This is a genomic window from Actinoplanes sp. NPDC048796 (assembly GCF_040650035.1).
Lineage (GTDB): Bacteria > Actinomycetota > Actinomycetes > Mycobacteriales > Micromonosporaceae > Actinoplanes.
This window is the reverse complement of record NZ_JBEZGO010000007.1, coordinates 284,056-309,766: the sequence shown is the minus strand read 5'-3', so window position 1 is coordinate 309,766 and position 25,711 is coordinate 284,056. Positions and strand designations below refer to the sequence as shown.

Sequence of the window (25,711 nt, the reverse complement as noted above, 5' to 3'; positions counted from 1 at the left end):
GGATCTCCGGCGGGGCGTTTTCGTACCATCGGGGCATGGAGACGTTGGAGTTTCAAGCCGAAGCTCGGCAGTTGTTGCAGCTGATGGTCCACTCGATCTATTCGAACAAGGACATCTTCCTGCGTGAGCTGATCTCGAACGCCTCGGACGCGCTGGACAAGCTGCGCCTGGCGACGTTGCAGGACGGTCTCGAGGCGGACGCCTCCGACCTGCACATCGAGATCGAGGCCGACAAGGAGGCGCGCACGCTGACCGTGCGCGACAACGGCATCGGCATGACCCGCGACGAGGTGGTCGACCTGATCGGCACGATCGCCAAGTCGGGTACGGCCGAGTTGCTGCGCAAGCTGAAGGAGGCGAAGGAGAGCCCCGAGCTGATCGGCCAGTTCGGTGTCGGCTTCTACTCGACCTTCATGGTGGCCGACCGGGTCTCGCTGGTGACCCGCAAGGCCGGCACCGAGGGTCACGGCACCCGCTGGGAGTCGGCCGGCGAGGGCACCTTCACCATCGACGAGGCGCCGGACGCGCCGGTCGGCACGACGGTCACCGTCCACCTGCGGCCGAAGGACGAGGAGGACGCTCTCTACGACTACACCGACGAGTGGAAGATCAAGGAGATCGTCAAGAAGTACTCGGACTTCATCTCGTTCCCCATCAAGATGGGCGACGACACGCTCAACTCGATGAAGGCGCTCTGGGCGCGGCCGCGCTCGGAGGTGTCCGACGAGGAATACCACGAGTTCTACCGGCACATCAGCCATGACTGGTCCGAGCCGCTCGAGATCATCAACATGCGGGCCGAGGGCACCTTCGAGTACGAGGCCCTGCTGTTCCTGCCGTCGCGCGCCCCGCACGACCTGTTCCAGCGCGACTCGGCCCGCGGCCTGCAGCTCTACGTCAAGCGCGTCTTCATCATGGACGACAGCCGGGAGCTGATCCCCGACTACCTGCGGTTCGTCAAGGGCGTGGTCGACGCGGCCGACCTGTCGCTGAACATCTCGCGGGAGATCCTGCAGCAGGACCGGCACATCCAGATGATCCGCCGACGGCTGGTCAAGAAGGTGCTGTCGACCATCAAGGACCTGCTGAACAACAACCCGGAGAAGTACGCGACGTTCTGGCGCGAGTTCGGCCGGGCGGTCAAGGAAGGCCTGCTCAACGACCAGGACAACCAGAAGGCGATCCTGGACGTGGCCACCTTCGCCTCGACGGCGGGCAGCGAGCCGACGACGCTCGCCGCGTATGTCGAGCGGATGAAGGAGGGCCAGGAGGAGATCTACTTCCTGACCGGCGAATCGCGCTCCCAGGTCGAGAACTCGCCGCACATGGAGGCGTTCCAGGCCCAGGGGTACGAGGTGCTGATCCTGACCGACCCGGTCGACGAGATCTGGGTCGAGGCCGTGCCCGACTACGACGGCAAGAAGCTCCAGTCGATCGCCCGCGGTTCCGTCGATCTGCCCTCGGACTCGTCCGAGGACAAGGAGCCGGAAGGTGACTTCGACCCGCTGCTCGGGTTCCTCAAGGAGCGTCTGGAGGAGCAGGTCAAGGATGTACGTCTGTCGCACCGCCTCACGACCTCGGCGGCCTGCCTGGTGAGCGACGCCGACGACATCACCCCGACGCTGGAGAAGATGTATAGGGCGATGGGCCAGGAGGGACCCCGGGTCAAGCGGATCCTCGAGCTGAACCCGAACCACCCGCTGGTCAGCGGCCTGCGCGCGGCCCACGAGCGGGACGCCTCGGACGAGGCGCTGCCCGAGACGGCCGAGCTGCTGTACGGCACGGCGCTGCTGGCCGAGGGCGGCGACCTGGACGACCCGGCCCGGTTCGCGAAGCTGTTGGCCGACCGGCTCGCCCGTACCGTCTAGAAGTCCTTCAGGCTGTTCTTCAGCGCGGCCAGGGCCAGTTCCAGGCGATCGAAGTCGTGTGGCTGGAAGCCCGCACCGGGAGGACTGACCGCGAGAACGATGCCGACGAGGGCGCCCGCCACCACGCGGGCGTTCTCGTCGGCCGGCCGGCCGTCGCGCTCGGCGATGGCGTCGGCCAGCATGTCCACCGCGGCCACGGTCTGCTGTTGCTGACGGACGCGCAGTTCGGGGACCGTCTCGATCAGCCGCTGGCGGCGGCGCTCGACCGACCACTCCTGCTCGGTGAGGTTCTCGAAGACCCCGCGCATGCCCAGCAGGACGGCCCGCACGGCCGGCACCTCGACGGGCTGGGCTCGGATCGCCTCGACGATGAGCGGGTCGTAGTCGTCGGTGAGGACAGTGTCTTCCTTCGTCGGGAAATACCGGAAGAACGTGCTCGGTGACACCTCGGCCGCCTCGGCGATCTGCTCGACCGTGGTGGCCGCGTAGCCCTGCTCCTCGAACAGGCGCATCGCGGCCCCCCGAATGGCCGCCCGGGTCCTGGCTTTCTTTCGTTCACGCAGGCCGAGCGGCACACCGGGGGAAGGGGTCATAGCGTCGATTCTGCCAAAGCCTCTTCGCTGACCTCGGCGGGCGGCGCCGGCGTGCGGGCCGGCACGACCACCAGCGCGATCACCACGCCGGCCGCCGCGACCGCGCCGGCCACCAGCAGTGACAGGTCCATGCCGTGGGTGAAGGCCCGCTGCGCCTGGGCCAGCAGGCCCGGGTCGCCGAGCCGGACGGCGGTGGCGATCCCGTCGTCCACCGAGGCGGGAACACCGCTCCGGTAGCCGGCGCTGACGACCGTGCCCAGCACGGCCACCCCGATCGCGCCGCCCACCTGGCGCATGGCCTGAAGCACGGCGTTGCCGACGCCGCTCTGTTCGGGGGAGAGGGCGCCGAGCGCGGCGTCGAGCGAGGGCGGCAGAGTCAGGCCGAGCCCGAGTCCGGCCAGGGTGATCCACACGGCGATCGAGCCGTAGCCGGTGGCCACCTCGGTCCGCGCGCCCAGGAACGACGCGGCGGCGATCAGAACAAGACCGACGGCGATGGTGGTACGGGTGGACAGGCGCGACCGGAGCATGTCGGCCGCCCGGGCGCCGACGACCAGGCCGCCGATCACCGGCAGCAGGCGCAACCCGGAGCCGAAGGCGTCGTGGCCGCCGACCGCGGCGAAGAACTGCGGCAGCGTGAACAGCAGACCGAGCATGGCGAAGCTGGCGATGGTGGCCAGCGCGGCGCCGCCGGTGAAGGCTCGCGACCGGAACAGCCCGAGATCGATCAGAGGCGTCGAGGCGCGCCGTTGCCACCGGACGAAACCGGCCAGCAGCACCACACCGGCGCCGATCGTCCCCAGCGAGCGCCCGTCGGACCAGCCGCGGTCACCGACCGAGATGACGCCGTACGTCACCGCGACCAGCCCGGCCGCGGAAAGAGCCAGTCCGAGCCCGTCGAGCCGGCCGCCCGTGCCCCGCGACTCCGGCAGCCACCGGGCGAGCGCGGCGACGCCGACGACGACCACCGGCACGTTGATGAGGAAGACCGAGCCCCACCAGAAGTTGTCGAGCAGCCAGCCGCCGAGCAGCGGCCCGAGCGGGATGCCGAGCGCGCTGGCGGTCACCCAGATCGACATGGCCCGCGGCCGGGTGGCGCGGTCGAACAGCGTGGTCAGCACGGCGCCGGACAGCGGCATGATCACGGCCGCGCCGAGGCCCAGAACAGCCCGGGCGGCGATCAGCTGCTCCGCGTTCTGGGCGTAGGCGCAGGCCACGGAGGCGAGGCCGAACAGGGTGAGCGCCCCCACGAGCATCCGTTTGCGGCCCAGCCGGTCGCCGAGCAGGCCGGCCGGAAGCAGCGCGGCCGCGAGCACCAGCAGGTAGGCGGTGGTGAACCACTGAAGATCGCCGGTCGAGGCGGACAGATCACGGGCGAGGGTGGGCAGGGCGACGCTCAACACGGTGGTGTCGAGCCCGACGGCCAACGTGCTCAGGGAGAGCGCCGCCAGGGCGTACCAACGAGAAGTGGAAGTAACCATGTTTTGACAGTAGCTCTCACTTCATAGTGGCTGTCAAGTTTTCCCGTGTGCCGCGCGGGTGAAGATCCGCGAAGTTCGTGCGCCGACGTGCCACGATCACGTAGGCCACGCGCGGGAAGGGAGCCGAGCAGATGAAGAAGGCCCTCGGCTGGATCGTGCTCATCCTCGTGATCTTCTACATCGGCACGAACCCGGGCCCCGCCGCGGACATCGCCCAGGGCATCGGCGACGGCATCGCCGAGGTCTTCCGCAACGTGGGCGTCTTCGTCCGCGAGCTGGCCACGTGACGGCCCACTGGCTCTTCCAGCACAACCCGGCCCGGGGCGCCTGCGGCGACGGCGACTGGACGGTACGCCGCTACCGAGACCGCATAGCCGCGGGCGACAAGGTGGCCCTGTGGCACAGCGGCCCCTCGGGCGGCCTGGCCGCCCTGGGCGTGATCGTCTCGAACCCCCACGCGACCCCGGCCGGAACGTCGGTGGAACTCCGCTTCGACCGCTGGCACAGCATCCCGCGCGCCGACCTCCGTGCCGACCCCCACTTCCGCCAGGCCCTGATCCTGCGCATGCCCGCCGGCGGCAACCCGTTCCCCCTCGAGCCCGGCGAGTGGCAAGCCCTCACCGACCGCTGAGCGGCGGCTCTCACCCGGTGGCGGACAGGGCCGCCAATGAAGCGCGGGCCGATCGTTCGGCCTCCAGGACGCGGGTCGTTGTCTCGGGCTTGAGGCCGGGTTCGCCGGAGGCCACGTCGTACGCCTCACGAAGTGTGGCCACGTGCAGTGCCAGGCGCCTCGCCTCGAGCATGGGATCCGCCGGGCTCTGGCGCAGCGCCTCGGTTCCCCGCTCGACGGCGGTGATGGCCTCGGCGAGGTAGCGGTTGGCGGCGCGGTTACGGACCAGCAGGGCGGCGGCCAGGCCCAGCAGACTGCCCAGAACCGTCTGCACCAGCCGGTCGCCGATCAGGTCCAGCGGTGGCGTCTTGTGGCCGAGTTCGCCGACCAGCAGGGCCAGGGGAGTGATGGCGAGCATGGCCAGGCCGTAGTTGCGGATGACCAGCAGCTCGGCGATCACCTGGGCCAGCACGATGCCGGCGACCATCACCCACGGGCCCCCGGGCACGGAGACGACCACACCGGCGATGAGCAGGCCGAGGAGGGTGCCGCCGGCGCGCTGGACGGCCTTCTGGGAGGAGAGCCGCAGCGAGGCGGTCTGCAGGACGGCGACGGCGGAGACGGCCGCCCAGTACGGGTGGTGCAGGCCCGTGACATGCACGAGGATGCCGGCGGCGGCCCCGGCGATGAGCGCCCCGAAGGCGACACGGGCGGCCGCCGGCCAGAGCGGGCGCCGGGGCGTGCCGGGCCCGGGAGCGGGCAGATCACGCAGCAGAAGCGCGGCCAGGCGGCGCTCGGCGATCCGGGCGTTCTCGGCCGGCGTGGCGGTCAGGTGGGGGATCGGACCCCGCGCCTTGACCTGGGCGGCGAGGGCCCGCAGCTCGGCGGCGGCCTCGGCCGTGTGCCCATGCATCCCGCTGAGTTCGGTTTCCGCGTGCGCGACCAGGATCTCCTCGGCCCGCAACTCGTCGCCCCGTTCCCCCTCCTCCCGCACCCGGTTGGCTGCGCTCCCGTCGGCTGCTGTTCCGTTGGTTGCGTTACCCGCGGCCGCTGCGCTACCCGCGGCCGCTGCGCTTCCGGCGGCCGCTGTTCCGTTGGCCGGGCGCCCGGCAGCCGTCATCCCGTTGGCCGAACTTCCGTCGGCGTCCGGCTCGTCGGCGGGAACGGCTTGCGAAGGAGCGTCGGAGCCGGCGCGGTGAACGGTGTGGACGGCTTCCGTAGCGGCGAGGGAGTCGGCGGGGTGGGAGGCGTGGACGGCTGAGCGAGGGGCGGCGGGCCGGGAGGTGTCAGCGGTCGCCGGAGGGGCGGCGGAGTTGGTGGCATGGGACGTGTGAGGGGCGGCCGAGTCGACGGGTTGGCACGTGTAAAGGGCGGCTGGGCCGGCGAGGTGGGAGGTATGAGGGGCGGCGGAGCCGGTGCGGTGAACGGCGGTCCAGCGGCCGGCGGCGACGGCTCGCCAGGCTCGGTCGACGGCCAGGGCCGCCTGCTGGCGCGCCAGCAAGCCGGCCGGGCCGGCCGGCGCCGCGTGCAGGGCCGCGGCGGCGCGCAGGGCTCGGGCCACGGCCAGGCGGCGTGGGGCGTCCGGGGTCACCAGCGCCCCCGACATGACGATCAGCCAGGCCACCGCCGCCACGGCCGCGGTCAGGGCCGCGTTGCGGGGTATCGACGACGCCGTGGCGGGTAACGCGCTGGCCACCGCCGCCGCGAAGGTGAACATCAGGCCCGCCGGTGGTCCCACCCGGTAGCGGTTGCACAGCAGGGTGGCCGCGCCGCCGACCAGGGCGACCACCCCCACCCCGACGGTCTCCGGGTGCGGGGCCAGCGCGGCCAGCGTGCCGAGGACCACGCAGGCCACCAGGCCGGCCGCGCTGAACGTCAGGATCACCGCCCGGCGGCGGTAGGGCTCGTCCCGGCCGTAGAGCGCCGTGAACGCCCCGAACGTGGCCACCCCGGCCCACGCCGTGTGACCGATAGCGATCAGCACCACCAGCGGCACCGCGACGGCCAGGCCGGCGCGGAGCGCGAAGGCCCACGCCGCGTCGGCCGGGCGGACCCGGACCGCGGCGCGCAGGTCGGCGGGGACTGTGCGTGGGCTCACCAGGTCCGACATTACCCAGCCAAGATTGAAAAGCGTTCGCCTTGGGTATCCGCCCGAAAATGACGCCCCTCGCCGCTGAGGCCATCACGGACGCCGGGACCACGCAGCTGGTTCTCGCCGCTGTGCTCGGCATCATCGCTGTCGTGCTACTCATCGCCTGGGCGAAGTGGCATCCGTTCCTCGCGCTGATCATCGGGTCGGGGGTGCTCGGCCTCGTCGCCGGCGCGTCGGCCGGTGACACCATCGACTCCTTCACCGCCGGGCTCGGCAGTACCACCGGCAGTGTCGGCGTGCTGATCGCGCTCGGTGCGATGATCGGGGCGCTGCTGGCCGATTCCGGCGGTGCCGACGGCATCGTGAACCGGATCGTCAACAGCGTCTCCGGCTCGGCCCTGCCGTGGGCCATGGCGGGAGTGGCGGCCCTGATCGGCCTGCCGCTGTTCTTCGAGGTCGGCGTGGTGCTGCTGGTGCCGATCGTGCTGCTGGTGGCCCGCCGTACCGACATCGGTCTTCTCCGCATCGGCATCCCGGCGCTGGCCGGCCTCTCGGTGCTGCACGGTCTCGTGCCGCCGCACCCGGGCCCGCTGGTCGCCATCTCGAACCTCAACGCCGACCTGGGGCTGACCCTGCTGTTCGGCATCATCTGCGCGATCCCCACCGTGATCGTGGCCGGCCCGGTCTTCGGCAACTTCATCGCCAAGCGGGTCCCGCTGCGGGTTCCGGCGCTGGCCGGGGCGACTCCCGCGGCCGGCGGATCGGGCATCTCGACCGCCGACGACCTGGGCGACGTGGTGGAGGAGAAGGGCAAGCCCCGGCCGACCCACAATCCCGGGTTCTGGCCGGCCGTGCTCACCGTCCTGGTGCCGATCGTTCTCATGCTGGCCCGGGCCATCGCCGAGCTGACCCTGGACGAGGGCAACGGCGTCCGGTCGGTCCTGGAGACCATCGGCGAGCCGATCGTGGCGTTGCTGGCCGGCGTCCTGATCGCGATGTACACGCTGGGCAAGCGGGCCGGCTTCAACCGGCAGCAGACCTCCGCCGTGGTCGGCGGCGCCCTGCCGCCGGTCGCCGGCATCCTGCTCATCGTGGCCGCCGGCGGCGGTTTCAAGCAGGTGCTGGTGAACGCGGGTGTCGGCAACGTGGTGGCCGACGCCGCTCAGGACGCGAACATCAACGCGCTGCTGCTGGGCTGGCTGGTCGCGGTCGGCATCCGGGTCGCGACGGGCTCGGCCACGGTCGCGACGATCACCGCCGCCGGCATCGTGGCCCCGCTGGCCGCGACGCTCGACAAGCCTGAGGTGGCGCTGCTGGCGCTGGCCATCGGCAGCGGCTCGCTCTTCTTCTCGCACGTCAATGACGCCGGGTTCTGGCTGGTCAAGGAATACTTCGGGATGACCGTGGGCCAGACCATCAAGACCTGGTCGGTGATGGAGACGATCATCTCGGTGGTGGGCTTCGCCTGCGTGATGATCCTGAGCATCTTCGTGTGACGAAAGTCAGGCGCCGCACTTCCCGTCGAGCTTCTGGCCGACGGTCTGGAAATCGCCTTTGACGTACGCCGCCGGGTCGCTCAGCCGCGCCCCGGCGGTCAGGTCGCCCGAGATGTCCTGGAGCGCGCTCTTGAGCCCGGGCTCCGTCGTCCGGGCGACCTCGGCGTCGACCTGCGCGGCCATGTCGGTGAAGGTCTGCTTGATCTTCGCCTTGGCCTCGTCGCTGGAGCTGCCGATCCACGGCGCCAGTTTGAGCGCCCCCTCGGTCAGGGTCTTGTACACGGCCGTGCACACGTACTCGGGCACGCCGGCCGAGCCGGACGGCGTCGGGTTGATGCTGATCGGCGGCGGCACCGCCTCGGGCGCGATGTCGATCTCGCATCCGGCGGCCAGGGCCGCCGTCGCGATCAAGGCGGCGGGCAGCAGGCGGCGTCGAGACACGGCATTCTCCCTTTTCGATTCCGTACGCAGGAAGCATAGTGGCCGCCGTCACGGGCGCCACCCGGCCGGCGCCGCAACCTCGTACGAAAAGCGTAGTTAACGACCAATGTGCGCAACCTCCGAAAAAGTGCCGCCCTCGCGATCGCCGGCGTCGTAGTCGCGGCCGGTGCCGCCCTCGCCGGGGTGGTCACCTCCGAACCCTCCGCCGCCCCCTCGTTCAACGGCCCGGTCTACGCGGTCGTGTACCGCGGTGACACCGTCTACGTGGGAGGCAACTTCACCACCGCGATCGTCGGCGGCCGCAACGTCGCGCGCACGCGGCTCGCGGCCTTCAACGCCCGCACCGGCGCGCTGCTCGACTGGCAGCCCAGCGCCGACGCCAACGTCCGCGCGCTCGCGGTCGCCGGCGACGTGGTCTACGCGGCCGGCGACTTCGACGTCGTCAACGGCGAGGCCCGCGACGCGGTGGCCGCCATCGGCGCCACCAGCGGCCTGCTGACCAGCATGCGGCACTCGGTGACCGGCCAGCCCAACGCCCTCGCCACCGGCAACGGCCGGCTCTATCTGGCCGGCCGCCTCTCGGCTGTGGACGGCGTGCCGCGGGCCAATCTGGCCGCGTTCACGCTGAGCTCCGGCGCGCTCGACGCCTGGGCGCCCTCGGCCGACGACACCGTCAACGCGCTCGCCGTCACCAGCGACCGCGTCTACGTGGGCGGCCGGTTCCACCGCACCAACAACGTGAGCTCGACGATCCGGCTCTCGGCGGTCGACCCGGCCACGGGCGTGACGGACGCTTCCTTCGTACCCAAGCCGGTCTCTCAGGTCTTCGCTCTCGCCGCCGACGCCAACGGGGTCTACGCCGCCCTCGGTGGCCAGGGCGGCCGCGCCGTCGCCTACACGAGGGCCGGCGCGACCCGCTGGACCCGGGTCTTCGACGGTGACGCCCAGGCCATCGCGGTGCTGGACGGCATCACCTACGTCGGCGGCCACTTCGACAAGGCCTGCACGACCGGCAACAACGGCGTGCGCGGGGTCTGCACCGACGGCTCGGTGACCCGCGGCAAGCTGGCCGCCGTGGACGCGCAGGGCAACCTGCTCGAGTGGGCGCCGCAGGCCAACGGCGTGGCCGGCACCCGGCAGATCGCCACCAGTCCCGCCCTCGGCTCGATCAGCGCGGTCGGTGACTTCACCACGGTCAACGCGACCCCGCGCAAGCGCTACGCCGCCTTCAACGGCGTGCCGGCGCGGGAGGAGGGCGGTCCCGCGACCGGCCCGGTGGCCTCGTACAACTTCGACACGACGATCGCCGACGGCACCTTCGACGACGGCTCCGGCCACGGTCACCTGCTGCGGGCCGTGATGCGCGACGGCGGCAGGATCGCCCTGACCCCGCACGGCTCCGGCCAGGCCCTGTCGTTCCCGCCCGGCTGCGCCGAGGACGCCTGCCCGAAGCTGGTCCTGCAGGCGGCCGACACGCCGGATCTCAACCCCGGCGACAAGCCTTTCCGGTACGGCGTGACGGTGCGCCCGGGCACGACCAGGACCAGCCAGAACCTGCTCCAGAAGGGCCTCGCGGGTGCCGGCGGCCAGTACAAGGCGCAGCTGGAGGGCACGACCGGCAAGCCCAGCTGCGTGCTGACCGGCAAGGACGGCGGTCAGTCGTACGTGGCCCGCGGCCGACAGTCGATCATGGACGACGGCTGGCACACGATCGAGTGCCGCCGCACCGGCCCGACGCTCGCCGTCGTGGTGGACGACCAGGTCCAGGCCACTACCGCCGTACCGGAAAGCCTCTCGATCGTGTCCTCGCAGCCGTTCAGCATCGGCGGCAAGGGCGTGGGCAGGAACAACGACCAGTTCCACGGTTCACTCGACGACGTCTGGATCCACATCGGCTGACGAGGCGCGACAGTGGTGACAGCGGGTCACCCGATGGGGGGCGGGCGAGGTCCCCTGATCGGAATGACGACCGTCGACCCCGGGTACTGTTGACCTGCCTGCCGTCGTCTACGCAGCGTGAGGAGCTGACGCATGGCCGACTGGATTCTGGTCCCGTGCCTGGTGAAGCTGCGCTCCGAGTTCACCACGATCGCGCCCAACCGCGACAAGAGCAGCGACGGCTCGATCGGGGACAGCGCTCACCAGGCGACGCAGTCGGACCACAACGACGACGAGGTCGGCAACGTGCCGATCCACGACGCCGACAAGATCCACGAGGTGCACGCGATCGACGTCGACGTCGACCTGCGTGAGCCCGGGCTGACCATGGAGACGGTGGTGCAGTTCCTGCTGCGGCGGTGCCGGTCCGGCGCCGAGAAGCGGCTGCGCTACATCATCTTCAACCGGCGCATCTGGCAGCAGAGCAACGGCTGGAAGCAGCAGCCCTACAGCGGCGCCAACCCGCACGACCACCACGCGCACTTCTCGTCGTCGTACACCACGTCCCTCGAAGCCTCGACGGCTTCCTGGCATCTGGAGGACATACCGGTGGCTCTCACTTCCTCTGACAAGTCCTGGATCGCGGGCGAGATCAACAAGGTGGAGGAGCGGGTCTGGGACTTCCGCCTGCGCAACCCCTACACCAACGTGAATCAGCCGGCCGGGGACTTCCAGCGGTACGCGCCGAGCAAGCAGCCGCTGAACGACCTGTCCCGGCAGATCGCCGAGCTGAGCGAGCAGGTCGCCCAGCTCCAGAAGCAAGTGGCGGCACTGACCATGGTCCAAGTGGACTGAGCCAGGCGAAAGGGGGCCGCGAGGCCCCCTTTCTCATTCTCCGGCGCCGGCCGGGGTGCTCGCGTTCTCCTCGGGACCCTCGGTCTCCTCCGGCGGGGCGGTGGTCTCCGGCGGCGCCGACGTCTCCGGCTCCGAGGGACCCGACTCGTCCGAGCTGGGCGAGGTCGTGGTGGAGGTGACCGGCGCCGACGGCCGGGTGGTGGCCGGCACCGGCTGCTGCGACCGTGACGGTGCCGGGTTCGACGTCCTCTTCGGCGTGCTGGTCGGCGTCCTGGCCGGCGCGTTGCCCGTGCCGGCGGAGGCTCCGACGGTGGCCGACGGCTGCGTGTCCGGCGGGGTCTGCTCGTCGTCCGGCCAGGTCAGCGCCAGCGCCAGCGCCGCCGCGGCCAGCACCAGAACAGCCGCGGCGGCCGCGATCAGCGGCTTACGGCCGCGGGCGTTCTCCTGTCGCGCGGGAAGCGCCGCCGTCGTTCCCGCCGGAGGGGCGATGGCAGCGAGCACGGTCGTGGTGTCGACGCCGGCCAGGATCTGATCGGCCGCGCCGGCCATCGCCGCCGCCGACGCGAACCGGTCCTCGGGCCGCTTGGCCATGGCCCGCAGGACCAGGGCCTGCACGGCCGGCGGCACGTCGTCCGGCAACGGCGGCGGTGGCTCGTTGAGATGCTGCATCGCGATGGCGACCGGGTTGTCGCCGAGGAACGGCGGCTGACCGGCCAGGCAGTGGTACGCGACGACGCCCAGCGCGTAGACGTCCACGGCCGGGGTGATCGGCTCCTTCGACACCTGCTCGGGCGCGATGTACATCGCCGTGCCGACCACCTCGCCGGCCGCGGTCATGGTCGCGGTGTCGGCCTGCCGGGCCACCCCGAAGTCGACCAGCACCACCGTGCCGTCCGGCTTGATGATCAGGTTGCCGGGCTTGACGTCGCGGTGCACGATGCCGGCCCGGTGCGCCGCCTCGAGCGCCCGCCCGGCCTGCGACACCACCGACAGCGTCTCGTCGGCGCTCAGCCGGCCGCGCGCGGCGATCCGCTGATGGAGCGGCTCGCCCTCGACCCGGGCCATCACGATGAACGCGTCGGTGCCGCCCTCGGTCTCGCCGAAGTCGTACACGTCGGCCACGCCCGGATGGTGCAGGGCGGCCATGGCCCGCGCCTCGTTGCGGAAGCGCGTCTGGAAGTTGGGGTCGCCGGCCCGATCGGCGTGCAGCGTCTTGACCGCGACGTCCCGGCCGAGCACCGTGTCGGTGCCCCGCCAGACCTCGCCCATGCCACCGGCGGCGATCCGCTCGTCCAGCCGATACCGGCCGCCGTACATCTCTCCTGGGGAAGGCATAGCCTCTCCTCTACCCGACCGGTGATCAGGCTATACGCCGCGGGCCGGGCTGGGGGCCGAGCTGAGGTCGCCCGTCCGATGGATCGTCTGCCAGCGCAGTCGGCGGCCGGTCACCGCGGCCAGCGCCGACACCAGGAGAACGAGATACATGAGCTGGCGATACACGATCTGTTGCAGCGGCAGCGTCCACAGCGGGCGCAGCGGCTCCCGGTCGAGGCGGAAGGCCAGGATGGCGGTCAGCACCTGCACCACGAGCATCGCGAGCCAGCCGATGACGGTGATCCGGCGGTCCAGGAACAGCAGCCCGTACACCGCCATCAGGTCGATCAGCGGGGCCAGCAGGGGCAGCAGCACGCTGAAAAGGGTGATGAACGGCAGGCCGCGCCGGCCGAACCGTCCCGACGGGCCGGACTCGACGACCGCGTGGCGGTGCTTCCACATCGCCTGCATGGTGCCGTAGCTCCAGCGGTAGCGCTGCTTCCAGAGCTGCTTCATGCTGGCCGGGGCCTCGGTGTACGCCCGCGCCGACTCCTCGTAGACGACCCGCCAGCCGGCCCGGTGGATGGCCATGGTCAGGTCGGTGTCCTCGGCCAGCGTGTCGGTGCTCAGGCCGCCGGCCTCGGTCAGGGCCTCGCGGCGGAAGGCGCCGAGGGCCCCCGGGATCGTCGGGATGCAGCCGAAGGTGTCGTACAGCCGCCGGTCGAGGTTGAAGCCGATCACGTACTCGATGTGCTGCCATTTGCCGATGAGGCTGCCGCGGTTGGCGACCTTCACGTTGCCGGCGACCGCGCCGACCATCGGGTCGCCGAAGGGCTGCACGAGGCGGTGTACGGCCTCGGGTTCCACGACGGTGTCGGCGTCCACCATGACGACGATCGGGTTGCGGGACAGGGCCACCCCGGCGTTGAGCGCGTTCGCCTTGCCGGAGTTGGGCACTTGCACGATGCGAACATTGCGGATCCGCAGGTCGCGGACCGCCGCGGCGGTCCCGTCGGTCGAGCCGTCGTCGACCACCAGGACCTCGACACTCGGATGCTTCGAACCGGCCAGCGACCGGACGGCGGGCGCGATCGTCTTCTCCTCGTTGTACGCGGGCACGACGATCGTCACCGGCGTGGACACCGGCAACCCCCACGACCAGTCCGGGCTGCGCCGATGCCGCGAATGCCGCCAGGCGAACAAAAACAGGATCAGCGTCCGTACGACGATCAGGCCGCCCGCGACGATCAACAGCACCCAGAGCGCGTCGAGCACGATGTCGGCCACGTGCACGGTCCACACCAGGGCCCGGCCACGCCACACGGCCTCGTCGGTGGCCGGCGGATTGACCCGGTCACCCAGGGCGGCGCTGACCGTGCTGAACCGGTAGCCCCGGCGCTGCATCTCCGGGATGAGCCGGTCCAGCGCGGCCACCGTCTGCGAACGGTCCCCGCCGGCGTCGTGCATGAGAAGAATCTGCCCGCCGGTGCCGCGCGGCGTGCCGTTGCGCACGATGGCGTCGACACCGGGCCTCTTCCAGTCCTCACTGTCCATGGTGTCGAGCACGGTCAGATAGCCCTGCGCGCCGACGTCCTGCACGGTCTGCCAGTCCTTGTCGGAGATGGCGTCGGCGAACGACGAGTAGGGCGGCCGCATCAGCGACGAGGAGCGTCCGGTCGCGTAGGCGATGGCCAGCTGCGTCTGCGAGTTCTCCATCTCCCGCCGCCAGTTCGGCAGCTCGGCCAGATCGGGATGGGTGAAGCTGTGCCCGGCGATCTCATGCCCCTCGTCGGTGATCCGCCGGGCCACGTCCGGATGCCGGGCGACCTGGGACCCGACGACGAAGAAGGTGGCCGGCGCGTGATGCCGGCTCAACACGTCGAGGATCTTCGGCGTCCACAGCGGATCGGGGCCGTCGTCAAAAGTGAGGGCGATCGTCTTGGCCGGCATGCCGTACGTCCGGACCTGGCCGCCGTCGACGTCGATGATCGGGCCGCCGTTGCTGATCGAGTCGGGCACGTCCTCGGACGAGGTGGTGCTCTGTGTGGTCCCGTCGGGGCTGAACCCGGCGTCGGTGTAGACCGACACGAGGATCACGGTGGCCAGCAGGAGCAGAACGACAAGCCCGAGCCCGCCGGCGAACACCCGCCGTCGCCGGATACGCCGCTTACGCTGAAGCGGGGGAAGCCGCCCGGTCGACTCGGCCGGATCATGCGGCGGTGGCGTGGCCCGGTAGACGGTCACCGCGCGGCTGCCGCGCTGCTGGGGCCGGGGGTCCGTGCCGGCGGCGGCGCCGATCCGCCGAGCTGGCTGAGCCAGATGACGACCAGGGCCACAATCAGGAGAAGCCCGATTCCGTACGCCGTACGCCGCACCCACCGGCGGCGGCCACCGGTCGGATCGACGAAGACGGGCGGCGGCTCCTGCGAACCGATGGGGATGTAGTCGGTGGGCGCGTTCTCGGGCGTGCGCGCCTTGCCCACGGCCTTGCCGACCCGGGCCTGGCCGCGCGGCGGACGCTGAACCCGCGCCCGCCCGATGTTGGGTTCGTCTCCCACGCTTCCGACGCTAAGAGGTACGTCAATTCGCCGCACGTCGTGAGGCGGGGGTGGAATGTCCCTTGTGTCCGGTGTGGCTTGAGGGTTGGCGGGGTTCCTTCGCAGGTGGGGGAGGGGTGCTCGATCAAATACTGGGGGCGGTGGTGGTGTGGCCGGTAAGGAGTGGGTGTCACCCACCCGACTGACTTTGGGGCTCGCTTGCGGTGGGACGGCGGGGAGCCGGGGATGCCCACTCGGGCTGGCTGGGGAGCGCTTTATGCCTCGAGTGGTCACCCCCGGCTCCCCGCCTTGCATGGGGGCTTGGTGCGGCCAGGGGAATGGTGGGGGGCTGCTGGGTGGGTGGCTGCGGTGAGTGGTCACCTTGCGCTGCGCGGGGTTTGCTGTTCGCTGCCGCGTTGTGGTGCGGGTGGGGGGATTTGTCGGGCGGGCCGGCGTTGGTGGGGGGCTGGGCGGCAATTCCAGGCCGGTTGCGCGGGCGGGTGGAGGGCGAGACTCGTCGCGTCTGCCGGCCGTATGTCAGGCCCAGCGGAGGAACCAACAGAGGGGGCCGTGCGGGCGCTCGCCTGCCCTTGGATCTCTTGGCTTTGCGGTGTGCGTCCGGTCCGTGGCCGGTGACCACGGGCTCGGGCAACGCGCACCTTGGCCGGCACGCCGATGAGCTGAGGGCTGTCGCCGCGTTGGCCGGCGGTCACCACCACCGCCAGGAGTTTGCGGCCTTAGAACTCCTAACTCTTTGGGTGGTGGAGGCGGTGCCAGCAGATCAGGGCGCAGCCACGTTTGAGCAGGGCTTCGTGGATGTCGTCGCGGACTTCACGGCGGATGCGTAACCGCCGGAACCAGTGCGGCAACGCGAAGCTCTGCTCGACGACCCAGCGCGGCTTGCCAAGCCCGGAACCATGCTCGGTGCCGCGGCGGGCAATCACCGGGGTGATGCCCAGCTCGCGGACCAGGGCGCGGTACTTGTCGTGGTCGTAGCCGCGGTCGGCGTAGACCTTCGGGGCCCGACGGCGGGGCCTGCCGCGTTGCGGTTGCCGCCGGTCAGCAGCGCCGCCGACGCGACACCGCCGGCGTCCGTGATCAAAATGGTGCTGGGAGCCCAGCCGGCCGCGGTCTACTGGACTCCGGTCGGTTTTGGGCCGCCCTGGAGCGCGCGCACGTGACTTGAGTCGAGCACCGCTCGGGATAGGGTCCAGCTTCCCGGCCGCGCGCAGCTCGGCCAGCAGCACTTCGTGCAGGCGTTGCCGGACCCCGGCGTTGTTCCAGTCGCGTAGCCGGCGCCAGCAGCGGCTTTGGTGGTCCAGCCGCCGCGGGAACACCGGCGCGCTGCCGGTGGCGGAACCATCGATACAGCGTCGGCCACGGGCGGATACACCTCAGTCTCGACGTCCATGTGCGCGGCCGATCACGTCCCGTCCCGCAGACAGTGCACTGCGAGTCGCGCGTGACTTCCTCGCCTTCCCCGCCGCCGAGGAGATCCGCCAGTCGGTGCGGGTCTCGAAGGTTTCGATCTGCGGTCGGCGCCTGATCCTGCGGGGGTGATGCCGCCTCGGCGGGTGGGGCGGGCAAAGGGGCGAGCCGGGCCGCCTCGGCGGTCCGGCTCGCTGGGGTGGGAAGGTCAGGGCTTGCGGCGGGGGAGGAAGAGGGCGATCACGGCGCCGGTGGCGACGATCGCGGCGCCTACGACGACGGCGGGCTTGATGCCGTCCACGAAGGACTGGTGGGTGGCGTAGCTGCCGTACGAGCTGAAGATCGAGGCCAGGGCGGCCACGCCGACGGCTACGCCCAGTTCGCGGATGGTGTTGTTGACGCCGGAGGCCACGCCTCGCTGGTCCTCGGTGACGCTGGCCATGGCCACCGTGCTGACGGGGGCGAAGGTCAAGCCCATGCCCACGCCGGCCATGGCGAAGGCGGCCACCAGGGACGGGTACGTCACGTCGGTGCCGATGGCCAGGCCCATCCAGAGGATGCCGCCCGCCAGCAGGGCCTGGCCGGCCAGGATGAGGTTGCGCTGGCCGACGCGGTCGCCGAACAGGCCGGCCAACGGGGCCACGATCATCGGGGCGGCGGTCCACGGGAGGGTGCGCAGGCCGGCGTCGAGCGGGCTCAGGCCCTGTACCACCTGGAAGAACTGGGCCAGCAGGAAGACCGAGCCGAAGGCGCCGGCCGAGAAGGCCAGGGTGACCAGGTTGACCAGGCCGAAACCGCGGGAGCGGAACAGCGACAGCGGCATCATCGGTGACGGGTTGCGGCTCTGCCAGGCCAGGAACGCGGCGATCAGCACGGTGCCGCCGACGAGCATGCCTAGGACGCGGGCCGAGGTCCAGCCGTGGTCGGGTCCGTCGACGACACCCCAGATGACCAGCAGCATGCCGGCCGCCGACAGGACCAGGCCGAGCGGGTCGAGGCGGCGGGCGCCGCCGCGGGACTCGGACAGGACGGTGCGGGCGAGGAACACGGCGAGCACGCCGACCGGCACGTTCAGCCAGAAGATCCAGTGCCAGTCGAGGCCTTCGACGACGGCGCCGCCGACGACCGGGCCGACCGCGACGCCGAGGCCGCTGATGCCGCCCCAGATGCCGATGGCGGCGGTGCGCATCCGGTCGGGCACGGCCGCCGACAGCAGGGTCAGGGCCAGGGGCGCGACGGCGGCGCCGCCGAGGCCCTGGATGGCGCGGGCGGCGGTGAGCTGCCACGGCGAGGAGGCCAGGCCGGCCGCGGCCGAGGCCAGGGTGAAGACGACCAGGCCGGCGACGAACATGCGGCGGCGGCCGATGCGGTCGCCCAGGGCGGCCGCGGTGAGCAGGAACGCGGCGAACGGCAGCGTGTACGCGTTCACGAACCACTGCAGGTCGGTCAGCGACGCGCCCAGGTCGGCCCGGATCACCGGCAGCGCCGTGCTCACGACGAGGTTGTCCAGCGCGACCATGAAGGTCGGGATGCCGACGGCGGCGAGCACCGCGGCCAGCGGCTTGGCGGCGCGCCGGGGTGCGGCGGGTGCTTCCAGTACGGCGGTCATGACTGTCGTTCCCCCAAGTTGTTATTGACTGATAACCAACGTAGTTATCGACTGATAATCTGTCAACATGTCTCGCACCCGCCTCACCGCCGAGGAGCGCCAGGAGCAGCTCGTGGCGGCCGCCGTCACCGCGTTCAGCAGCGGCGGCTACGCCGGCACCACCACCGATCAGGTGGCCCGCCTGGCCGGTGTCTCCCAGCCGTACGTGATCCGCCTGTTCCGTACCAAGCAGGATCTCTTCCTGGCCGCCATGCAGCACACCGTCGAACTCATCGACGCCACGTTCCGCGCCGCCGCCGACCAGGACCCCACCCTCCCCAGCCTTGGCCACGCCTACTTCCAGCTGCTGGGCCGCCGCGAGCTCATGGCCATGCTCCTGCACGGCTTCGCCGCCAGCGACGACCCCGCGATCGGCGACCACGTTCGCGCCGGCTTCGGCCGCCTGTACGACACCATCCGCGCCCTGACCGGCTGCACCCCCGAGGAGGCCCGTTCCTTCTTCGGCGAGGGCATGCTCCTGACGTGCCTGGCCTCGATGCGCGTGATCGGCCCCGCCGCCGTACCCTTGCAGCCCTGGTCGGCCGAGCTGGCCGGCACCTACCCCGACGAAAAGTTCGACTAGCCTCGTTTCGTGGCCGACCACGAGCAGTACTCGCGATACCGGCATGACCGCACCGTGCTGGCCGCGATAGGCACTCGGCTGGAGTCCCAGGCCGATCGGTTCAGCGTGCGCTTGCCCAGGCCGCTGGCCGAAGCGGCGGTCGCCGCCTGGCACCGCGAGGAGACGGGCGGGACAGGCGAGGAGAGCCGCGAAGAAGGCGAGCTGCGTGACGACGCCGCCAACCTGGCCTTGATCGGCCTGGCCCTCAGCGAGCGAGGCGTGTGGGACGTCCAGGAGGCCGTAGTCGACCTGGACCTCGTCCCGATAGCCGCGGCATTACGGGCCGCGCGCTAGCCCAGCCTTTCAGCCCGCGCAACCGGCCTGAAATTGCCGCCCAGCCCTCACTCACCCTGGCCTGCCCGACAAATTCGCCTATCCGCACCACAACGCGGCAGCGAACAGTAACCCCCGCCCAGCGCAAGGTGACCCTCACCGAAGCCACCCACCCAGCGGCCCCCGACCATTCCCCTGGCCGCACCAAGCCGCCATGCAAGGTGGGGAGCCGGGGGTGACCACTCGAGGCATAAAGCGCTTCCCAGCCAGCCCGAGTGGGCACCCCCGGCTCCCCGCCGTCCCACCGCAAGCGAGCCCTAGATGTTGTGCCGAAGATAAGCCGGCTCCCGCCACCCCAGGAGCGCCTCGGTCATCCGCACAGCATCCACAGCGGACCGAACATCATGAACCCGCACGATCCGAGCCCCCCGCTCGACGCAGAAGACCAGCGCCGCCAACGTCCCCGCCAGCCGTTCATGCTGGGGAGCGTCCAGCGTCTCCCCGATGAAGTCCTTGTTGCTGACCGCCGCCAGCACCGGATACCCGATCTCCGCGATCTCACCCAGCCGCCGCGTCAGCTCGAGCGTGTGCCGGGTGTTCTTGTTCAGGTCCGGCCCCGGGTCGATGATGATCTGATTCGGCCGTACGCCGTGGTCCAGCGCCACCCGTACCCGCTCCCGGAGGAAGTCTCCCACCTCCGTTGTCACGTCCCTGTACTGCGGGCTCGGCCACAGCGTGCGCGGCGCCGCCAGGCTGTGCGTGATGACCAGCTGGGCGTCCGTGCCCGCGACCACGTCCGCCATCGCCGGGTCCCGCAACCCCGACGTGTCGTTGATGACCCCCGCTCCCGCCTTGATGGCCTCCGCCGCCACCTCCGGCCGGAACGTGTCGACCGAGACCACCGTGCGGGAGCGTGCCACCTCCACCACCGGCAGCACCCGGTCCAGTTCTTCCGTCACCGGCACCTCGGGCCCCGGCGCGAACGGCACCCCGCCCACGTCGATCCAGTCGGCGCCGCCGTCGGCCGCCGCCTCGACCGCCTCGACGGCCCGGTCGAGCGCGAAGGTCCGCCCCCGGTCGTGGAACGAGTCGGGGGTGCGGTTGACGATCGCCATCACCGCGACCTGACGGGAGAAATCAAAAGTGCGCCCGCCGATGATCCGGCTACCGAGAAGATCGCTCACGATTCGCGAGCGTAACAGGCGACCGGGCACACGGCAGAAGCGGCCGGATACCCCCATTTCCGCGGATCATGCGGATGAATATTAGCTCTATTCCGCAGCCGAATTCGTGAATGGGCCGAGGCGAACCCGGGTAGCTCAATTGACGTCGAAATCCCCACTGGAGGAAACTCATGAGTGACGTGCCATCGGGCGTTCGCGGACCGGGCGCCGTCGATCCCGTCGAGGTGCCTACCCAGGCGACGTACCCGACCGAGACGTACACGACCGAGGTCTATGCCGAGACCTATTCCTCCCCCTCGGCGCCGGAGCAGCCGAGCGGCGCCAAGGAGAAGGCCAAGGAGGTCGCCTCCCAGACCGGCCACGCCGCCGGTGAGGCCGCGGCCGATGTGAAGGACACCGCCAAACAGCAGGCCCGGCGGGTCGGTTCCGAGGCGAAGGCGCAGGCCAGCAACCTGGCGTCGGATGTCAAGAGCAAGGTCAACGAGCAGGCGCGTTCGCAGAACGACCGGCTTGTCGGCTCCATCCGGGACACCGCCGACCAGCTCGACCAGATGCGCGGCGACCGCGGGGACACCCCGGCCGCGCAGGTCGTGACCCGGATCGCCGACGGTGGCCGCCAGTTCGCCGACTACCTGGACCGGAACGGTCCCGAGGGTGTGCTGCGCGAGGTGCAGGACTTCGCCCGCCGGCGTCCCGGCGCGTTCCTGGCCACGGCCCTGGCCGCCGGTTTCGTGGTGGGCCGCCTCGGCAAGAGTGTGGCCAAGGCCGAGTCGAGCTCGGACGCCGCCAAGCCGACCAGCGACTCCTTCGTGTCCGGCTCGGGCGCCGACACCACCGCGCAGTACGCGACCGGGTACCCGGCCACGCCGGCCACCCCGGCCACCCCGACCTACCCCGCCGGGACGAGCACCGCGCCGACCGGCGGTTACGCCAGCGCCACCGAGTACACCTCGACCGGCACCGGCACGCCGGCGGTGGCCAGCGAGTACGTGGTGGACAGTCCGGAGCGTCCACGATGACCACCCCGTTCCAGCAGAACCGCTCGGAAGAGGTCGCCGAGACCTCGGTGGGCGAGCTGATCGGCAACATCAGCAATGACCTGTCCCAGCTCTTCCGGCAAGAGGTCGAGCTGGCCAAGGCCGAGGTCCAGCAGGAGGCCAAGAAGGCCGGCAAGGCGGCCGGGCTGCTCGGCGGCGCCGGGTTCGCCGGCTACCTGGCGGTGCTGTTCCTCAGCCTCGCCGCCGTCTTCGCCCTGGACGCCGTGATGCCCGCCGGATGGGCCGCCCTGATCGTGGCGGCCGTCTGGGGGATCGTCGGCGCCGTCCTCTACACGAACGGCAAGAAGAAGCTCAAGAACGTCGACCCGATGCCCCGTCGCACCGTCGACACCCTGAAGGAGGACGCCCAATGGCTGAAGAACCCGACCGGCTGAGGCAGGACATCGAGAACACCCGGCGTTCGCTCACCCGCGACGTGGACCTGCTCGCCGAGAAGACGAGCCCCACGAAGGTGGCGCAGCGGCGCTGGACCGCGGTCAAGGAAAAGGTCATGGGTGTCAGCGACTCGGCGTCGAGCAAGGCGTCGGATGTAGGAGGAACGGTGAGCGACAAGGCGAGCCAGGTGGGCGGCGCGGTCAGCGACAAGGCGAGCCAGGTCGGCAGCGCGGTCAGCGACAAGGCCGGCCAGGCCGGCGACGTGGCCAGCGAGAAGGCGCACCAGGCGGTCGGCGCGGTCAAGCAGGCCCCGCAGGCGGTGGCCCAGCAGACGCAGGGCAACCCGATCGCGGCCGGCATCATCGCGTTCGGCGTCGGCATGCTGGCGGCCACGCTCATCCCGGTCACCGAGGCCGAGAAGAGCGCGGGCGCGGCCCTCAAGGAGCACAGCGGCGACCTGACCGAGAAGGTCAAGGACGCCACTCAGGAGCTGCGCGAGGACCTTCAGGGCTCGGCGCAGGAGGCCTTGGGCCAGGTCAAGGAGACGGCGCAGGACGCCGTGGCGACGACCAAGTCGACGGCCCAGGACAATGTCCAGGACGTCCGGGACCAGGCGCGTTCCGCCGCTTCCTGAATCAGCCTGAACCCGGCTCGGACCAGCGCGTTTGCGACGGTCCGGGCCGGGAAGCTGTTAGGACATGAAACTCGGATACAAGTTGGCCGCGGAGGCCTTCGGACCCAAGGAGCTGATCCGCCAGGCGGTCCAGGCCGAGCAGGCCGGATTCGACTTCGTGGAGATCAGCGACCACTTCCACCCCTGGCTCGACGTGCAGGGCCACTCGCCGTTCGCCTGGAACGTGCTGAGCGCGATCGCGATGCGCACCGAGCGGCTGGGCCTGGCCACCGGTGTCACCTGCCCGACCGTGCGCTACCACCCGGCGATCATCGCGCAGGCCGCGGCGACGCTGGCCATCCTCTCCGACGACCGTTTCACGCTGGGCATCGGCGCCGGCGAGCGGCTCAACGAGCACGTCGTCGGCCAGGGTTTCCCGAGCGTGCGGGGCCGGCACGAGCGTCTGGTGGAGGCGCTGGACATCATCAACCTGCTCTGGCGGGGCGGTTACCAGTCGTACGAGGGCAAGCACCTGCAGCTCGAGGACGCGCAGGTGTTCGACCTGCCCGAGAAGCTGCCGGTCATCGCGGTGGCCGCCGGCGGTAAGGACGCGGCGGAGCTGGCCGCCACCCACGGCAGCGGCCTGTTCGTCACCGAACCCCGCAAGGACCTGGTCGAGACGTACACCCAGAAGGGCGGAAAGGGCCCGAAGTACGCCGAGGTGTCCGTCGCCTGGGCGCCGACCGCGGAGGCGGCGGTCAAGGCCGCGCACGAGACCAGCCGCTGGGGTGTCACCGGCTGGAAGGTGATGGCCGAACTGCCGAATCCGGTCAATTTCGAGGCGGCGTCGGCGACCGTGCGCCCCGAGGACGTGGCCGAGAAGTTCGCGCACGGACCGGACCCCGAGCCGTATGTCAAATCGGTCAAGGAATACACGGAAGCGGGATACGACCACATCGTTCTGATGAATGCGGGCCCGGATCCCGATGGCTTCTTCGATTTCTTCTCGAAAGAGTTGAAAAATCAGCTCTAAGAAAAGTGTGTACGGGGTAAGCGCTCCGCCATGTCGCTGAAAGCCGAACAATTGTCGGTGGAGACCGACGACGTCACCGTCGTGGTCGCCACCCGGAACCGGGCCGACCGGCTGCGCGAGACGATGCCCCGGCATCGCGCCCGGACGATCCTGGTCGACAACGCGTCCGACCAGGAGCTGCCCGCCTTGCCCGGCGTCGACGTGGTCCGCCTGGACGCGAACCGCGGCGCGGCCGCCCGCAACGTGGGGGTGGAACGGGCCCGCACCCGTTATGTGGCTTTCGCCGACGACGACTCGTACTGGACGCCCGGCTCCCTCGCCCGCGCCGCCGCCATCATGGACGCCCATCCCCGGGTGGCCCTGCTGGCGGCGCGGGTGCTGGTCGGGCCGGAGGGCCGGCTCGATCCGGTGTCGGCCGAGATGGCCGCGAGCCCGCTCGGGCGGGGGAGCGCCGGGCCGTCCGTCCTCGGCTTCCTCGCCTGCTCGGTGATCGTGCGGCGGGACGCTTTCCTGGCCGCCGGCGGCTTCGAGCCGAGACTCTTCGTGTACGGCGAGGAGGCGCTGCTGGCCATGGACCTCGCCGCCGCCGGGTACGAGCTGTCGTACGCCGCCGAGCTCACCGTGCGGCATCTGCCACAACCGGCGGGCCGGGACAACGGCGCGCGGGCCCGGCGGGAGACGCGCAACCGGATGTTGACCGCGGTGCTGCGCCGCCCGCTTCCCGTGGTCGGGCGGACGCTGCTCACCGCCGTACGGCAAAGCCCTCGATCGGTCTTGGACGTGACCCGGGACCTGCCCTGGGCGCTCAACCACCGAAGGCCGCTCCCGCCGGAGGTGGAAGCGGCCCTGCGGAAGCTGTAGCTACCAGCCCGACGGCGGCGCCTCGATGTGCACCGCCTTGGTCGCCGTCATCTCGTCGAGCAGCTCCGGGCCGTAGCCGAAGCCCTGCCCGCTCCCGCGCCGGGGATGCGCGGCGCCGCCCGGAGCCCCGCCGAAGACCGCGTTGACCTTGACCGTGCCGGCCGGCAGCGTGCGCCAGGCCTGCTGGGCGTGGCTCATCGAGCTGGTCAGCACGGTGGCCGCCAGGCCGTAGGGGGAGTCGGCGGCGCGGCGCAGCCCCTCGTCGAACGAGTCGACGACCATGACCGGCGCCACCGGGCCGAACGTCTCCTCGCGCATCACCGCCATGTCGTCGGTGCAGTCGGCGAGCACGGTCGGCGGGTAGTAGGCGCCGGGACCGGCGGGGACGGCGCCCCCGCGTACGGCCCGGGCCCCGTCCTTGACCGCCTGTTGCACCTGCTCGTCGACCGCGTCGCGCATCCGGCGGTCGACCATGGGCCCGATCCGGGTGGCCCACGAGTCGGCCTCGGTGGCCAGGCAGTCGAGGAAGGCGGAGGCGACGTCGCGGTGCGCGTAGACGCGTTCGACGGCCACGCAGATCTGGCCCGAGTTGACGAAGGCGCCCAGCGCGACCTGCTGCGCCGCCCAGGCCGGGTCGACGCCGGCGTCCACGATCACCGGGTCCTTGCCGCCGTTCTCCAACAGCGCCTTGGCGCCGGTGCGGGCGCAGGCGGCGGCGATCGACCGGCCGGTGGCGGTCGAGCCGACCTGGGCCACGACGTCCACACCGGAGGCGGCCAGGGCGGCGCCGACCGAGCCGTCGCCGTTGACCAGGTTGAGCACGCCGGGCGGGAAGTGCGGGGCCAGCAGCTGGACCACCCGCCAGCCGGTGGCCGGGGTCCGCTCGCTGGGCTTGTGCACCACGGTGTTGCCGGTGACCAGGGCCGCGCCGAGCAGGCCGCAGGCGACCGCCACCGGGTCGTTCCACGGGGTGATCACCGCGACCACGCCGCGCGGGCCGTACGCCATCAGGTCGATCGCGCCGTCGTCGCCGGCCAGCGTGCGGCCGCGGTGGGTGGGGCCGAGCTCGGCGTACTGCCGCAGGGTGCCGACCCCGGCGCCGATCGACTCCCGGGCGCCGTCCACCGGCTTGCCCATCTCGGCGCTCATGATCTCGGCGAGCTCGTCCGCGCCCGACTCGAGGGCGGTCGCGGCGGCGTGCAGCGCGGCCGCGCGGGCCGCCGGAGCGGTGCTCGCCCAGCCTGGCGCGGCGTCGCGCGCGGCCTGCACGGCGGCCGTCACATCGCCTGGCGAACTGAGCGGGACGACGGTCACCGCGGTGCCGTCGGCGGGGTTCACGACGGTCAGCTTGTGGCCCGAACTGCCCGGTCCCCAGCTGCCCGCGACGTACTGCTCCACGTCATACATGAGCGGGCGTTTGCCCAGGTGCAACGGTCTCAAACCTCGTATCA

General features: G+C 71.2%; 23 protein-coding genes and 1 pseudogene. 13 read left to right on the top strand and 11 right to left on the bottom strand.

Annotation, left to right across the window (positions count from 1 at the left end):
• Positions 1-35 precede the first annotated feature (35 nt).
• Positions 36-1,868, top strand: a complete 1,833-nt coding sequence (gene htpG, locus AB0C26_RS28615; protein ID WP_360253738.1) for a molecular chaperone HtpG — start codon at positions 36-38, stop codon at positions 1,866-1,868.
• On the opposite strand, the gene AB0C26_RS28610 is transcribed toward htpG, so the two are convergent.
• Together AB0C26_RS28610 and AB0C26_RS28605 are read right to left on the bottom strand one after the other, a co-directional pair.
• Positions 1,865-2,461, bottom strand: coding sequence for a TetR family transcriptional regulator (locus tag AB0C26_RS28610; RefSeq protein WP_360253736.1), 597 nt, complete (start codon positions 2,459-2,461; stop codon positions 1,865-1,867). The two genes, htpG and AB0C26_RS28610, sit on opposite strands and share 4 nt — an antisense overlap.
• Positions 2,458-3,942 (bottom strand): MFS transporter, encoded by a 1,485-nt coding sequence (locus AB0C26_RS28605; RefSeq protein ID WP_360253734.1) that lies wholly within the window; start codon positions 3,940-3,942, stop codon positions 2,458-2,460. Before AB0C26_RS28605 ends, AB0C26_RS28610 begins: the two co-directional genes overlap by 4 nt.
• A 131-nt stretch (positions 3,943-4,073) precedes the next feature.
• Between AB0C26_RS28605 and AB0C26_RS28600 the strand changes: the two genes are divergently transcribed.
• On the top strand, positions 4,074-4,229 hold the full coding sequence (locus AB0C26_RS28600; RefSeq protein WP_360253732.1) for a hypothetical protein: 156 nt from the start codon (positions 4,074-4,076) through the stop codon (positions 4,227-4,229).
• Positions 4,226-4,573 carry a hypothetical protein gene (locus AB0C26_RS28595; RefSeq protein WP_360253730.1) on the top strand — a complete coding sequence of 116 codons (348 nt, stop codon included), beginning with the start codon at positions 4,226-4,228 and terminating at the stop codon, positions 4,571-4,573. The genes AB0C26_RS28600 and AB0C26_RS28595 overlap by 4 nt, the downstream gene beginning before the upstream one ends.
• Positions 4,574-4,583: 10 nt before the next feature.
• Here AB0C26_RS28595 and AB0C26_RS28590 read toward each other — a convergent pair whose 3' ends face one another.
• Entirely contained in the window at positions 4,584-6,650 is a 2,067-nt protein-coding gene (locus AB0C26_RS28590) for an FUSC family protein (RefSeq protein WP_360253728.1), read from the bottom strand.
• 59 nt (positions 6,651-6,709) lie between these two features.
• On the opposite strand from AB0C26_RS28590, the gene AB0C26_RS28585 reads away from it, so the two are divergent.
• Positions 6,710-8,140: a gluconate:H+ symporter gene (locus AB0C26_RS28585; protein ID WP_360253726.1), complete on the top strand. Its 1,431-nt coding sequence runs from the start codon at positions 6,710-6,712 to the stop codon at positions 8,138-8,140.
• 6 nt (positions 8,141-8,146) lie between these two features.
• Here AB0C26_RS28585 and AB0C26_RS28580 read toward each other — a convergent pair whose 3' ends face one another.
• Positions 8,147-8,581, bottom strand: coding sequence for a hypothetical protein (locus AB0C26_RS28580; RefSeq protein ID WP_360253724.1), 435 nt, complete (start codon positions 8,579-8,581; stop codon positions 8,147-8,149).
• Between the two features lie 108 nt (positions 8,582-8,689).
• On the opposite strand from AB0C26_RS28580, the gene AB0C26_RS28575 reads away from it, so the two are divergent.
• Positions 8,690-10,480 carry a LamG-like jellyroll fold domain-containing protein gene (locus tag AB0C26_RS28575; RefSeq protein WP_360253722.1) on the top strand — a complete coding sequence of 597 codons (1,791 nt, stop codon included), beginning with the start codon at positions 8,690-8,692 and terminating at the stop codon, positions 10,478-10,480.
• A 132-nt stretch (positions 10,481-10,612) separates the two neighbouring features.
• Positions 10,613-11,314, top strand: coding sequence for a hypothetical protein (locus AB0C26_RS28570; RefSeq protein WP_360253720.1), 702 nt, complete (start codon positions 10,613-10,615; stop codon positions 11,312-11,314).
• Positions 11,315-11,347: 33 nt separating this feature from the next.
• On the opposite strand, the gene AB0C26_RS28565 is transcribed toward AB0C26_RS28570, so the two are convergent.
• The 5 genes and pseudogenes from AB0C26_RS28565 to AB0C26_RS28545 form a co-directional block, all read right to left on the bottom strand.
• A complete protein-coding gene (locus AB0C26_RS28565; RefSeq protein ID WP_360253718.1) occupies positions 11,348-12,649 on the bottom strand; it encodes a protein kinase in 1,302 nt (433 codons plus the stop codon).
• 30 nt (positions 12,650-12,679) lie between these two features.
• Positions 12,680-14,872, bottom strand: a complete 2,193-nt coding sequence (locus tag AB0C26_RS28560) for a bifunctional polysaccharide deacetylase/glycosyltransferase family 2 protein (protein ID WP_360253716.1) — start codon at positions 14,870-14,872, stop codon at positions 12,680-12,682.
• Positions 14,869-15,186, bottom strand: a complete 318-nt coding sequence (locus tag AB0C26_RS28555; RefSeq protein WP_360253714.1) for a hypothetical protein — start codon at positions 15,184-15,186, stop codon at positions 14,869-14,871. Before AB0C26_RS28555 ends, AB0C26_RS28560 begins: the two co-directional genes overlap by 4 nt.
• Positions 15,187-15,911: 725 nt before the next feature.
• Positions 15,912-16,469 (bottom strand): annotated as a pseudogene (locus AB0C26_RS28550) (transposase); the annotation flags it as partial.
• Positions 16,470-16,801: 332 nt separating this feature from the next.
• Positions 16,802-18,202, bottom strand: coding sequence for an MFS transporter (locus AB0C26_RS28545; RefSeq protein WP_360253712.1), 1,401 nt, complete (start codon positions 18,200-18,202; stop codon positions 16,802-16,804).
• A gap of 67 nt (positions 18,203-18,269) precedes the next feature.
• On the opposite strand from AB0C26_RS28545, the gene AB0C26_RS28540 reads away from it, so the two are divergent.
• The gene (locus tag AB0C26_RS28540; RefSeq protein WP_360253710.1) at positions 18,270-18,824 is read left to right on the top strand and encodes a TetR/AcrR family transcriptional regulator; all 555 of its coding nucleotides are present in this window, start codon (positions 18,270-18,272) and stop codon (positions 18,822-18,824) included.
• A gap of 9 nt (positions 18,825-18,833) precedes the next feature.
• Positions 18,834-19,157 carry a hypothetical protein gene (locus AB0C26_RS28535; protein ID WP_360253708.1) on the top strand — a complete coding sequence of 108 codons (324 nt, stop codon included), beginning with the start codon at positions 18,834-18,836 and terminating at the stop codon, positions 19,155-19,157.
• Positions 19,158-19,453: 296 nt separating this feature from the next.
• On the opposite strand, the gene folP is transcribed toward AB0C26_RS28535, so the two are convergent.
• The gene (gene folP / locus AB0C26_RS28530) at positions 19,454-20,320 is read right to left on the bottom strand and encodes a dihydropteroate synthase (protein WP_360253706.1); all 867 of its coding nucleotides are present in this window, start codon (positions 20,318-20,320) and stop codon (positions 19,454-19,456) included.
• A 170-nt stretch (positions 20,321-20,490) separates the two neighbouring features.
• On the opposite strand from folP, the gene AB0C26_RS28525 reads away from it, so the two are divergent.
• The 5 genes from AB0C26_RS28525 to AB0C26_RS28505 all read left to right on the top strand — a co-directional run bounded on the left by AB0C26_RS28525 (position 20,491) and on the right by AB0C26_RS28505 (position 24,260).
• Positions 20,491-21,339 carry a hypothetical protein gene (locus AB0C26_RS28525; protein WP_360253704.1) on the top strand — a complete coding sequence of 283 codons (849 nt, stop codon included), beginning with the start codon at positions 20,491-20,493 and terminating at the stop codon, positions 21,337-21,339.
• Entirely contained in the window at positions 21,336-21,752 is a 417-nt protein-coding gene (locus AB0C26_RS28520) for a phage holin family protein (RefSeq protein ID WP_360253702.1), read from the top strand. Before AB0C26_RS28525 ends, AB0C26_RS28520 begins: the two co-directional genes overlap by 4 nt.
• Positions 21,728-22,387: a DUF3618 domain-containing protein gene (locus AB0C26_RS28515; RefSeq protein ID WP_360253700.1), complete on the top strand. Its 660-nt coding sequence runs from the start codon at positions 21,728-21,730 to the stop codon at positions 22,385-22,387. The genes AB0C26_RS28520 and AB0C26_RS28515 overlap by 25 nt, the downstream gene beginning before the upstream one ends.
• Positions 22,388-22,451: 64 nt before the next feature.
• Positions 22,452-23,399: a TIGR03557 family F420-dependent LLM class oxidoreductase gene (locus AB0C26_RS28510; protein WP_360253698.1), complete on the top strand. Its 948-nt coding sequence runs from the start codon at positions 22,452-22,454 to the stop codon at positions 23,397-23,399.
• 30 nt (positions 23,400-23,429) lie between these two features.
• Complete coding sequence (locus tag AB0C26_RS28505) at positions 23,430-24,260, top strand: glycosyltransferase (RefSeq protein WP_360253696.1); 831 nt, start codon at positions 23,430-23,432, stop codon at positions 24,258-24,260.
• On the opposite strand, the gene AB0C26_RS28500 is transcribed toward AB0C26_RS28505, so the two are convergent.
• Positions 24,261-25,667 (bottom strand): aldehyde dehydrogenase family protein, encoded by a 1,407-nt coding sequence (locus AB0C26_RS28500; RefSeq protein WP_360253694.1) that lies wholly within the window; start codon positions 25,665-25,667, stop codon positions 24,261-24,263.
• Positions 25,668-25,711 lie beyond the last annotated feature (44 nt).

Excerpts from the sequence above, each read along its gene's own strand:
- AB0C26_RS28505 (WP_360253696.1), top strand. The coding sequence starts at position 23,430 with ATGTCGCTGAAAGCCGAACAATTGTCGGTGGAGACCGACGACGTCACC.
- AB0C26_RS28520 (WP_360253702.1), top strand. The coding sequence starts at position 21,336 with ATGACCACCCCGTTCCAGCAGAACCGCTCGGAAGAGGTCGCCGAGACC.
- AB0C26_RS28500 (WP_360253694.1), bottom strand. The coding sequence starts at position 25,667 with ATGTATGACGTGGAGCAGTACGTCGCGGGCAGCTGGGGACCGGGCAGT.
- AB0C26_RS28525 (WP_360253704.1), top strand. The coding sequence starts at position 20,491 with ATGAGTGACGTGCCATCGGGCGTTCGCGGACCGGGCGCCGTCGATCCC.
- AB0C26_RS28545 (WP_360253712.1), bottom strand. The coding sequence starts at position 18,202 with ATGACCGCCGTACTGGAAGCACCCGCCGCACCCCGGCGCGCCGCCAAG.
- AB0C26_RS28570 (WP_360253720.1), top strand. The coding sequence starts at position 10,613 with ATGGCCGACTGGATTCTGGTCCCGTGCCTGGTGAAGCTGCGCTCCGAG.
- AB0C26_RS28565 (WP_360253718.1), bottom strand. The coding sequence starts at position 12,649 with ATGCCTTCCCCAGGAGAGATGTACGGCGGCCGGTATCGGCTGGACGAG.
- AB0C26_RS28600 (WP_360253732.1), top strand. The coding sequence starts at position 4,074 with ATGAAGAAGGCCCTCGGCTGGATCGTGCTCATCCTCGTGATCTTCTAC.
- AB0C26_RS28510 (WP_360253698.1), top strand. The coding sequence starts at position 22,452 with ATGAAACTCGGATACAAGTTGGCCGCGGAGGCCTTCGGACCCAAGGAG.
- htpG (WP_360253738.1), top strand. The coding sequence starts at position 36 with ATGGAGACGTTGGAGTTTCAAGCCGAAGCTCGGCAGTTGTTGCAGCTG.
- AB0C26_RS28540 (WP_360253710.1), top strand. The coding sequence starts at position 18,270 with ATGTCTCGCACCCGCCTCACCGCCGAGGAGCGCCAGGAGCAGCTCGTG.
- AB0C26_RS28605 (WP_360253734.1), bottom strand. The coding sequence starts at position 3,942 with ATGGTTACTTCCACTTCTCGTTGGTACGCCCTGGCGGCGCTCTCCCTG.
- AB0C26_RS28585 (WP_360253726.1), top strand. The coding sequence starts at position 6,710 with ATGACGCCCCTCGCCGCTGAGGCCATCACGGACGCCGGGACCACGCAG.
- AB0C26_RS28610 (WP_360253736.1), bottom strand. The coding sequence starts at position 2,461 with ATGACCCCTTCCCCCGGTGTGCCGCTCGGCCTGCGTGAACGAAAGAAA.
- AB0C26_RS28515 (WP_360253700.1), top strand. The coding sequence starts at position 21,728 with ATGGCTGAAGAACCCGACCGGCTGAGGCAGGACATCGAGAACACCCGG.